Consider the following 10,425-nt stretch of genomic DNA (forward strand, 5'->3'; position numbering starts at 1 on the left):
TTCTCGATCACCGAAGCGAATGGTATAGACACCCGACTTGACGATTAGCAGAAGATGATCCTGCAAAAAAAAGCTTCCTTTTATGCCTTGACGTGTAAAAACAGAATTCGATAACGGACATCCCATCCAGCTTCAAGCTCCCTTTTTTATTCGGAGACTTTACCAGTTCATGAGGCACCCTGACCATTTTGCTTGATCTCATAGTCGTGGACGTCCCCGCCTTACTTGTTCCTGCGATTGCTCTAGTTTCCATTTCATAATCATCCTTTCGGATATGCCCGTCTGCGCTTACCTGTAGAATAATTAGAAGCCGTTTTGACGGTACCTGATAAAGATGTGCTTATACGTTTAGTATAACTGGAACCCGACGAGAAAACTTTGCTGAAAAGCTCAAACGACTTGTTCATTTAGCTCCAAACGAGCAAGTTTTCCTGGATAGTGTTTTTGGCTATGAAGATGGCCGGGGGTTACTACGAAAGATTGAATCGTGCCTGTTAGGGCCGCGCCAGCTCCTTTCGTAATTTTCGCCGTTATGACCGTTAAAGGGCAACGGTTAGAACCTAACGAAGTTACAAAGCTAAACTGGCTGCAGGCATTAAGCTAACGGGCAGGATAGTGAAACTACACAGTTTTTTTAAGCGTATAATTATTATAAAAAAAACCATATCGCTCATGCGGAGGTGAACTTGACTGGAGCATTTTTATGACTTGGTTCAATTGGCATTCTCGATTGCTCTCATCTCTTCCGTAGTGTTACTTCCATTCACCTATTTTTCTTCACAAAAGATACACTGGGGGCATGAAATTGCTGCAGCCGGTTCAACTTGGTTTGTGGCTGTCAGACTGTCACAACCCAGCAGCATTCAGCGGTGGATAGTACGTATCGCCAGACGAAGAGAAGCACCTGATGAAGACGACAATAGTCCTTCCCCACATTGATATTCCATACTTTCAATTAGGGAGGACAACGATGAAAAAGATTTTGTTGCTACCAAAAATGGGCCAAGCCCATTCTCGTTATGTTGATTGGACTTATTCCGATCATTGTGCTCAGCGGGTGTTCGACAGCATCCCAATCAAACTCGATTAATGCCGATTCATCAGGAATATTTAACCACTTTTTTATTTATCCATTTTCGATCTTGATCAAATTCTTCGCGAATGCATTTCACGGAAACTACGGATTATCGATCGTGCTGATGACTTTCATCATCAGACTTGCGATCATGCCACTCATGATGAATCAAACCAAGAAACAAATGGATATGAAAGAAAAGATGGCCGTCCTCCAACCGGAGTTAACTGCACTTAAGGAAAAGTATAAGAACGACGTCAGTGCGGATGCAAAAAAACAACAGCAAGCCGAGATGATGCAGCTCTACCAGAAGCATCAATTTAATCCCTTGAACATGGGGTGTTTACCGATGCTTCTCCAATGGCCAATCACCCTAGCATTTTACTACGCCATACGTCGTACCCCAGAGATTGCAGCTCACGATTTTTTGTGGTTTAGCTTGGGGAAAACAGATATGATTTTGCCGTTTATTGCCGCTGCGGTGTATTACGTTCAGTTCCGCGTGTCTCAATCCGTTTCAGCGCAGTATCAGCAAAATCAAAATAACCAAATGGCTTTCATCGGGTTGTTATCACCGATCATGATGGGTGTATTTTCTTTTGGGATGCCCGCCGCGTTACCATTATATTGGGCTGTTGGCGGTATATTCATTATCGTGCAAACGATCATACTCAATAAAATGCACATGAAGCCAAAGGCAGCGATTAAAAACCTACCTACTGGTGCAGATGATTTATAAATCGAACCAGTCATAAAATAATACTGAATACAGAGCATCTGAGGCGTAACCTCAGATGCTCTGTTATTTTTGTTGGTGGCTCGTTAGCGGGGAACCGTATCATAAATAACAGTTAAACTAACGGGCAGGATAGTTTAACCAGTTCACCGAATAAAGAGTTTAAAAGTCATAAGATTGTAGAGGGGATTTATGGTTCATAAGTAAACCAAACATTGAAGACAGATAATCATGCAAGGTGTTTTATTCGAAGGACAGATAAACGATGACCAAATCCCTTGGTGCAATCCGGGGAAATTGTTTGCATTAACAATTTGGGTTGTGTATGTATAAAAGGCAAGCAGCTATCGGAGCCAGCGAGGGTGTTCACGAGATTGAAAAAAACATTGTCGGATTGGAATAAGTAGGATGGAATGTGGATTCGTTAATATTTCGCTGTTTAAGCGATACGGTGAACCGTATCACAAATAGTGGTAAAGCGAAGAGCGGAGGTTTTGGTTAGTCTTCAAGAGTGCAATATTATTTTTTTGAAAGTGTAGTAACAGAAAAGGAGCCATCATTCGAGTCATTCGAGGGCTCCTTTTCTTTTCTATCTTCCCCGCTACTGTTCGTAAGCATTTATCACTTTAATCATCGGAAATACCTGCGGCTTTTAAGTGTCCATGAGTTAGAATTTTTCCGAATTGAGAAGCGAGTTCCTTTGGAGTGTAAGAAAAATCATTTTTAACCCACCATATTACAATGCCCATAAAAGTAGATGCGATATATTGGAGTAATAATTCCTTTGAAATCTTCAGGGGAGTATTATCCAAGCCATCTTCCACTGTATTTTTTATTATTTCCTCCATTTTTGATTGAAAACCATAAATTCTATTCTCATCAAGTAACAATGCTTTGTAAAAGGGAGTACTGTCCTGAATTTTCTCGAGTATGGTTTGCATTAATTGTTCAAGCTTAGAGCCACTAACAGGAGATTTACTGCTCGAACAAAGATTGAGTGTACTATTTAGTTCTTCTAATAATTCATCCATAGACGCATTTAACAAATCGGGCTTGTTCTGATAATGAAGGTAAAATGTATTCCGGTTAATCATCGCCTTATCTGCAATATCCTGAATCGTAATCCCTTCATATCCCTTCTCATTAAGTAGCTCTATAAACGCCCTTTTAATCGAATGTTTGGAGCGAATGATACGCAAATCGGTTTTTTTGTTCATTATGACTCGTTCCCTTATATTTTTTTTGTTAGATATACGACATTTGAGTTGAAACTGTATTTTATCTCTCAAAATCTAAATTATTAAACATTGAATGCTGACCTTTTATTAATCATAATAAACAAAAGATAAATAAACAACACGTTGACCATTATTTATCTTGTTGATAATTAACTCTAATTGAAAGGGAGATATTAAATGAAAACTATAGCAATCGTTGGAGCAGGAGAAGGATTAGGAATGTCCATTGCTAAGAAATTCGGACAAAATGGCTTTCGCGTAGCTCTTATTGCTCGAAATGAAGAAAAGTTGAACCGACTGGTTATTGAATTAGAACAGTTGGGCATTGAAGCGGCTTCATTTCAAGCAGATATTTTAAATAAAGAACAAATTGAGATAGCATTCGCCGCTGTTAAAGAAAGATACGGATTTATTGATGTTCTTGAATACAGTCCAACGCCGAGCTTCAACACAGTAGCACCATCATTAGATGTAACAGAAGAAAATGCATTATACCAATTTCAATTTAATGTTTTAGGTGCGTTATCCAGTGTTCGACAAGTGCTGCCGGAAATGTTGGATAAGCAAAGCGGTGCTCTATTATTTACGACTGGAGGCGCTGCAATCCACCCAGTACCGATGATGGGTAATGTCGGAATTGCAGTTTCAGGACTTCGTAATTATATCTTTAATTTGAACAGCGAATTAGCTGACAAAGGTATTTATGCGGGTCACCTTTCGATCGGAATTTGGATGCAACCGAATTCAGGAGTTCAAGACAAAATCGCTGATATTTGGTACGACATGTATTCCAAGAGAGATCGCGTTGAAGAGTATATAACAGAAGACAAAATATAATTAATGGAGTAAAAATGTGAATATCACTATTTTCGGTGCAAGTGGTGCAATTGGACAGCTTGTAACACAATTAGCTTTAGAAAACGGAGATTTCGTAACGGCATATATTAGAAACCCAAAAAAAATTAGCCTCAAACATCCCAATTTGACCCTTGTACAAGGGGAACTTTCAAATACTTCAACCATCGAGAGGGCAGTCGCTGAAGCGGATGTCGTAATCAGCACACTGGGACCAGCATCTGACATGTCACGAAAGCTTAAGGGCACGCCGATTGCCGATGGACACGAACTGATTGTTAGAGCGATGAAAAAGCTTGACAAAAAGAGGTTAATTACACTTGCGACGCCAGCGTTGCAATCGGATGACGATAAGAAAAACATTTCAACGATACTTCCGGGAGTATTAGCTAAAATGTTCCTTCCGAACGGTCATGCAGAAATGAAAAAAATGGAAGGGATTATTAAACAATCGAGCCTTGATTGGACAGTTGTTCGAATTATTAATCCAAATGTTAAGCACAAAAGACAATCTTATGATTATTCATTCGGTGATAAACCGGCTAAATTAGGTGTTTCAAGAGAAAATGTTGCAAAATTCATGTACTCTGTCGCTCGTGATAAACAATTGATTGGAAAAATGCCTATTATTTATAATAAATAAGTCCCAAGTGAAAAAACCGTTTAAACAAACTTCCACAATCGTATTATTGGGAATCATATTATTTGTGTCTTCTTCATCACGTTTTCTGACATTTCTGACTTCCTAGGTTTTTGATAATTTGTAGTGAAGGAGCATTCAATATGAAAATTGAAATTTGGTCGGATTATGTTTGTCCATTTTGTTATATTGGTAAACGACGATTAGAGTCTGCACTAGATCAATTCGCTCATCAGAATGAAGTGGTTATTGAATATAAAAGCTTTGAACTTAATCCGCAAGCATCAATGTACTCAGGTAAAAATATGCATCAAATACTTTCTGAGAAACATGGTATGAGTATCGAGCAAGCGAAAAAGGCACATGCTGAACTTGAACAACAAGCGGCGTTGATTGGTCTCGTGTATAATATCGACCAAGTGAAGCCCACCAATACGTTTGATGCTCATCGTTTAACCCAATATGCCAAATCTGTTGGTAAAGATAAGGAATTAGCAGAGAAGCTGTTCTATTCTTATTACACGGACGCCAAGCTAATTAGCGATCACGATACATTAGCAGATATTGCAGAATCAGTTGGAATGAATAGGGACGAGTCAATGGCAATTCTCCATGATCCATCCAAATATGCTAACGAAGTGCGTTCAGATGAAGCCACAGCAAAGCAATTAGGGATAACAGGAGCACCTTTCTTTGTCATTGATAGAAAATTCGCGATATCCGGGGCACAACCAACAGAGGTATTTATAAATGCTCTTAACCAAGCATCTCAATAAGTAAAGCCAATAAGTATTTGTAAGAAAGAGATATTATGAAAGCAATGTCGAGAACAATTACAAAGTATTTTAGAACAGCGTGTAGACAGGCAGACCGTGAACAGTCAGGCAGTTCAAGCGAAATAGGCAGAACAATAAACCGCCCAAAATCCTTATTGGACTTTGGGTGGTTTATTCTTTTCGTCATAACTCAACGAAAGCAATCTCCAAATCATTAAATGAAGTGACAGTCTGCTTGCCCTTAGTTGTTTTGTTAAGAATCGCGGTACTATCAGAACTTGAAAAGATAATTGTTGATATTGACAAGATAATTTGTCAGTCAGTTTAATTTTAGAAATATACTGAATGAGTGAATCAATGAAGAATCAACTTTGCATAAGATCATATTACACCTCGGAGTATTCGGCAAGATTCATTACGCTAACGGGAATAGCTCAATAAAGAGCCGATTACTTGGAATCGGCTGCCTTTTCTAAACGGGCAGTAAAGTGTGGTATTAGCCAGAGGGTGACTTTGATTAAAATCAAATTATCCATTGTATCTTTCCTGGGTAACAGATTATGCTAATAGATAAAAATGCGTGGAAAGTGAGGGATGGGTATGCCATATTTCTCACTCTAGTCTGATACATGATGTATAACAAATACAGACAAGAGGAGAATCAACATGCAATCCGAGTTATCTATGATGCGATTAGAAACAGAGCGTCTAATCATTCGCCCTTACATCGAAAGTGATTTGATGGAATCGTTTGAGCTGATGCAAAACCCAGAGTTGTTCACTTATATGCATATGAGAGTTTTATCGTTCGAAGAATATAAAGGACTATTCAAGTGGCTGATCGACAGTTACAATACGCCCTTTAACATGCCATTTAAATACTCCTTTGCGATTCGAACCAAGGCAACAGACGCTTTCATCGGCTGGTGTGGTGTAGGCGTACTTGATTTAAGTGCTCCTGATAAAGAACTGTATTATTTGATTGGCCGAGACTATTGGGGTAATGGTTATGCAACTGAAGCAGCCACCGCGTTGACAGCCTATGCCTTTGATGTTATTGGGTTAGACAAATTGTTCGCTAAGGCCAATTCACAGAACACTGCGTCAATAGGAGTCTTTAGGAAACTAGGCTTTGTATTTGAACGCGAACTTATGGGTTTGACAGGTGATTACGAGGAATGTAACGGTGAGTTATTGCATGTTCTCACAAAGGAAAGATTTCGCAAACTGGCAGAAATATGATTGGAGTAATGTCCATCCTGTAAGGGATGGATTTTTTATAAACTTGCCTTGAGAACGGATCATTCCACTACATAAGACGGCTCAATGAAATCATTTGAAGGCAGCCTGTGAACAAGTCGTTATGTGAAAAGCATGCAACGGTAAAATCTTATTATGAGGAAGAAAATTGATGAAGGCTAATAAACCCCTAAAGAGAAAATCCTTCGGTTTTATCGTACAGACTGATCAGATGGGAAGAAAAAAATTATTAGTTTACTTGAATGAGCCAGGTGTACAGTTTAGGTTACCTGGTGGAAATATTGAGCCTGGAGAAACGGCTGAAGAGGCTTTATATAGAGAGATGTTGGAGGAGTCTGGGTTGACTTATTTACTGTTTTAATGATCTCGGAGCAGTTTGCTGGCGGGCTACTGCTTCACCCTTTGTTCAATTAACTGGAAACGTAATGTACTCAGCCGTGGAATGTCTGAAATTCCATTGTAGTTTAGGGGCGACAGCAATTGTCGGAGCGTTTCATAACATGCGGAAGGAGTATCCCGGGTCAATGGACCCTATGGGATACTCCCTCCGTTAGGGACTACGCTCTTGCTCCGCCGTCCACTGGCAGAACGACGCCAGTCACGTAAGAAGCGCGATCGCTCAATAACCAGGCAGCTGCTTGTGCGATCTCATGAGGATCGGCAGGACGCCTAAGAGGCGTCACAGAGCTGCTTTTTTCAATAATATCTGGAACTTGTGCAACTAACCCCTCGATCATCTCGGTCATGGTCGTGCCAGGTGCAATAGCGTTTACGCGGATACCCGAAGGCCCGTATTCAATGGCAGCCGTCTCGGTCAGACTATTAACAGCCCGTTTGGCGGCTCCGTAGACAGACAACCCCGGATTACCTCTGAAGCTGCCGACGCTGCTGTTATTGACAATGGCACCGGTACCTGCAGTATCGATCATTGCCTTGATTTCCGCTTTCATTGCCACCCAGATTCCTTTGTAATTTACAGCTTGAAGAAGGTCAAAATCCTCTTCTGTGACCTCTGTTAAGGGCGAAAGGGGAGCCCCGATTCCAGCATTATTGAATGCTATATCCAGGCGACCGTGACGCTCAACGGTCGTCTGAACGGCCCGTTCGATGCTGGAGGAATCGGCTAGATCGGCTACAATGAAATCGGCTTTACCGCCTTTCGCGATAATTTCCTCAACTCCAGAGCGTAGAGCTGCTTCTGTTCTTGCGACGAGAGTAACCGCCGCTCCTTCTTCGGCGAAGAGTTTGGCTGCCGCTGCTCCGATGCCGCGGCTAGCCCCTGTAACCAGAGCTACTTTATTGATAAGCATTCCCTGAGAATTGTAATTTTTGTGCTGTGTTATTGATTGCATGGCCTGTCTCCTTTAAAGTCGGTAATGGTTTGAAACGTTTCAAACTGAGTTGAAGCGATTTCTATGATTGAGTATAATTTTCTAATACACTTTTAACGAGAGGTTGCTTAATCATAGGTTTCCGAGTAATAGGTTAGGAGGGATTGAGATGAACGATCGCGAGCGCCGTTCGGCTCTCGGTGATTTTTTGCGTAAACAGAGGTCACGCCTTTCTCCAGAGGATGTGGGTTTGCCGACTGGGGCGCGCCGCCGGACAGCCGGATTGCGCAGGGAAGAGGTCGCACAGCTGTCGAATATCGGCACATCCTGGTATATGTGGCTGGAGCAGGGACGTTGGAAAGCCTAGCTGCGGCTCTAAAGCTTAATCCCAATGAACGACGCCATCTTTTTTTCTTGCAGGAGAATCACTTCCTCCTTACTTGTCTCCTCATAAAGAAAGTATCGGGTCAGCATTTCAAAGGATGCTGGATGACCTTACTCCGAATCCTGTATATATTCTGGGAAGACGCTGGGATTTTGTGGCCTGGAATGATGCTGCAAATGAGGTTTTCTCTATTTCCTCGGCATCCCCGCCTCATGAATTCAATTTAATCTGGCGGTTTTTCACCGACCCGGTATGGAAGGGACGCTTCAAAAATTTCGACCAAAAGGCTACGGGAATGATTGCGGAATTCCACACGGCATCAGCCCGCTACGTTGAAGATTCGTCGTTTGCCGAATTAATAGAAGATCTTAAACGAATAAGTCCTGAATTTGGCCGGCTATGGCTGCAGCATGAAACGCCCGGCTCTCTTGAAGGATTTAAAGAAGTGGAGCATCCCTACATGGGGCACCTTGAGTTTGATCATATTACCCTGCAAATCCCCAATGATCCTGATATGAGAGTGATGATTTACATGCCTCTACCAGCAACAAGATCAAAGCTAGAAAAATATTTGGCAAAGTGATCACCTGCAAAAGAAAGTAAGGGATAACATCATTATCCTAAACGCGGGGGACTTTCGATGTGGGAGTTTTATAATGTCGGAGGACAAGAACGTACACGCATAAGAAGTCGCGGATCCGCGGCTTTTTTTGTTTTAACGATGCAAGTTCTTGCCCTTAGCTAGGAACATGAACTTGCATCGTTAGCCTGGACAAGAATGGTTAATCGTTGAATTATCAATTACGAGGTTGACGCTGAAAACGTTACTACAAATCAGTGCCTGCGGCCATAATCTCCCCTCTTATTCCTCGAAATCGGTACTCATCGTTGTTTCTTTCCAATTTTCAATGGCGTTAAGCATGTCACCCAATTTTGCGGTTGCTACCGCATATGCGTCTTTGCCCAACCATAAACGAAATGGCGGATTAGGGAGCTCGGCAACCTGAATGACCGCTTCCGCCAGCTTGGCCGGATTTCCCATCTCCTGCCCGCTTGGTCTGTTGATCCTTGGTCCGACCGTTTCCATATACGCCGTTATCGCGGTTTGCGTGCGACGACGCCCTCTACCTGTGTTGCTGGATGCAGTGATCCGGGCTAAGGTAGCACCGAAGTGGTATTTAATACGGTCGGTTTAGAGGAGCATTAGTCGAAAGGGAATGTTGTCCAAAAGCCGGCTGCCTTTTCCTCAATTAACGGGCAGGGTAGTTCAATGTTTTTCGCGAATACCCTACATATGGCTGAATAGAGATAAAGTAGAGGAGCCTGAAATGAATAAATCTAAAAATATCATAACTATATTAGCAGTTGTAGTTATTATTCTAGTAGTTTTTCTAATATATTCTATGAATTTACAAATAAACGATAAAGAGATTTTAAAATACAAACAAAACATGATTGATATGGAATTTAAATTATCAGTTAGGTGAATCAGCTACATGTTTTAGTAGGGATTTTACCGGTGGAAACAACAGTAATTATGAAAGTTGTGTAGGTTCAGTAGCTGCAGCTTCAGCCGTATCTAAACCCTCGTCTTATGAAGCCACTAATGATTTGATAGATGTAGGACTTGATGGTTTATACAAAGCAATGATAAATGGAGACAAGAAAGAAATAGTAATAGGTAAGGCTGAAGAGATAAGTAATATCTTCATGAAATTAAATCTAAATCCAACGGATATAGAAACCACAGATGAACTAAACAGTCTTGTTGCAAGTCTTTATAAATAAAAGAATTCTTCAACCATGATTACCAGCAAAAAGAATTGAGAAAAATAACTTGAAGAAGCAACGGAATGGGGGGGGCAGAGGAGTCCGCCACATCGTTTGATATGAAAAGCTAAGAAGGAGGCTCACGAAAAAATGCTGGATAATCACGAGATTATACGGGTATCCGATAATGCCCAGAGATCACTTGATGCGGAAACGGCCCGACTGGCAAGTCTGATTTACGCTCATACTTCGTATGACGGGACCTATGATGTGCGGATCCCTGGGTTGTATGTCATTCGTTACTCACATGTAGAAGCAGCGGATTACTTACATACCATCTACTCGCCTGCCGTCGGTAT

General features: G+C 41.3%; 12 protein-coding genes and 1 pseudogene. 10 read left to right on the forward strand and 3 right to left on the reverse strand.

The window, feature by feature from the left end:
* Positions 1 to 1,046: 1,046 nt before the first annotated feature.
* Complete coding sequence (gene yidC, locus CPT76_RS24450) at positions 1,047 to 1,814, forward strand: membrane protein insertase YidC (RefSeq protein WP_258168772.1); 768 nt, start codon at positions 1,047 to 1,049, stop codon at positions 1,812 to 1,814.
* 623 nt (positions 1,815 to 2,437) lie between these two features.
* On the opposite strand, the gene CPT76_RS24455 is transcribed toward yidC, so the two are convergent.
* Positions 2,438 to 3,028, reverse strand: a complete 591-nt coding sequence (locus CPT76_RS24455) for a TetR/AcrR family transcriptional regulator (RefSeq protein ID WP_105444776.1) — start codon at positions 3,026 to 3,028, stop codon at positions 2,438 to 2,440.
* Positions 3,029 to 3,226: 198 nt separating this feature from the next.
* Here CPT76_RS24455 and CPT76_RS24460 point away from each other — a divergent pair, with 198 nt between their 5' ends.
* From CPT76_RS24460 to CPT76_RS24480, 5 genes are all read left to right on the forward strand, one after another.
* On the forward strand, positions 3,227 to 3,886 hold the full coding sequence (locus CPT76_RS24460) for an SDR family NAD(P)-dependent oxidoreductase (RefSeq protein WP_105444777.1): 660 nt from the start codon (positions 3,227 to 3,229) through the stop codon (positions 3,884 to 3,886).
* 16 nt (positions 3,887 to 3,902) lie between these two features.
* Complete coding sequence (locus CPT76_RS24465) at positions 3,903 to 4,547, forward strand: NAD(P)-dependent oxidoreductase (RefSeq protein ID WP_105444778.1); 645 nt, start codon at positions 3,903 to 3,905, stop codon at positions 4,545 to 4,547.
* Between the two features lie 140 nt (positions 4,548 to 4,687).
* Positions 4,688 to 5,320, forward strand: coding sequence for a DsbA family oxidoreductase (locus CPT76_RS24470; protein WP_105444779.1), 633 nt, complete (start codon positions 4,688 to 4,690; stop codon positions 5,318 to 5,320).
* A 666-nt stretch (positions 5,321 to 5,986) separates the two neighbouring features.
* On the forward strand, positions 5,987 to 6,562 hold the full coding sequence (locus CPT76_RS24475) for a GNAT family N-acetyltransferase (RefSeq protein WP_105444780.1): 576 nt from the start codon (positions 5,987 to 5,989) through the stop codon (positions 6,560 to 6,562).
* 169 nt (positions 6,563 to 6,731) lie between these two features.
* Complete coding sequence (locus CPT76_RS24480) at positions 6,732 to 6,941, forward strand: NUDIX domain-containing protein (RefSeq protein WP_105444781.1); 210 nt, start codon at positions 6,732 to 6,734, stop codon at positions 6,939 to 6,941.
* Positions 6,942 to 7,137: 196 nt separating this feature from the next.
* Here the strand turns inward: CPT76_RS24480 and CPT76_RS24485 are convergent, their stop codons facing one another.
* Entirely contained in the window at positions 7,138 to 7,932 is a 795-nt protein-coding gene (locus tag CPT76_RS24485; protein WP_105444782.1) for an SDR family NAD(P)-dependent oxidoreductase, read from the reverse strand.
* A 148-nt stretch (positions 7,933 to 8,080) separates the two neighbouring features.
* Between CPT76_RS24485 and CPT76_RS24490 the strand changes: the two genes are divergently transcribed.
* Together CPT76_RS24490 and CPT76_RS24495 are read left to right on the forward strand one after the other, a co-directional pair.
* Entirely contained in the window at positions 8,081 to 8,278 is a 198-nt protein-coding gene (locus CPT76_RS24490) for a helix-turn-helix domain-containing protein (protein ID WP_105444783.1), read from the forward strand.
* Between the two features lie 115 nt (positions 8,279 to 8,393).
* Positions 8,394 to 8,879 (forward strand): MmyB family transcriptional regulator, encoded by a 486-nt coding sequence (locus tag CPT76_RS24495; protein WP_146116413.1) that lies wholly within the window; start codon positions 8,394 to 8,396, stop codon positions 8,877 to 8,879.
* A gap of 279 nt (positions 8,880 to 9,158) precedes the next feature.
* On the opposite strand, the gene CPT76_RS24500 is transcribed toward CPT76_RS24495, so the two are convergent.
* Positions 9,159 to 9,338, reverse strand: coding sequence for a Rossmann-fold NAD(P)-binding domain-containing protein (locus tag CPT76_RS24500; protein ID WP_146116414.1), 180 nt, complete (start codon positions 9,336 to 9,338; stop codon positions 9,159 to 9,161).
* Between the two features lie 413 nt (positions 9,339 to 9,751).
* Here CPT76_RS24500 and CPT76_RS36775 point away from each other — a divergent pair, with 413 nt between their 5' ends.
* Both CPT76_RS36775 and CPT76_RS38475 read left to right on the forward strand, forming a co-directional pair.
* Positions 9,752 to 10,084: a hypothetical protein gene (locus CPT76_RS36775; protein ID WP_146116415.1), complete on the forward strand. Its 333-nt coding sequence runs from the start codon at positions 9,752 to 9,754 to the stop codon at positions 10,082 to 10,084.
* A 132-nt stretch (positions 10,085 to 10,216) separates the two neighbouring features.
* Positions 10,217 to 10,425: pseudogene (locus CPT76_RS38475) on the forward strand (AraC family transcriptional regulator); the annotation flags it as partial.

Origin of the sequence: Paenibacillus sp. AR247 (assembly GCF_002968895.1) — a bacterium.
Classification (GTDB): Bacteria; Bacillota; Bacilli; order Paenibacillales; family Paenibacillaceae; genus Paenibacillus_AQ; species Paenibacillus_AQ favisporus.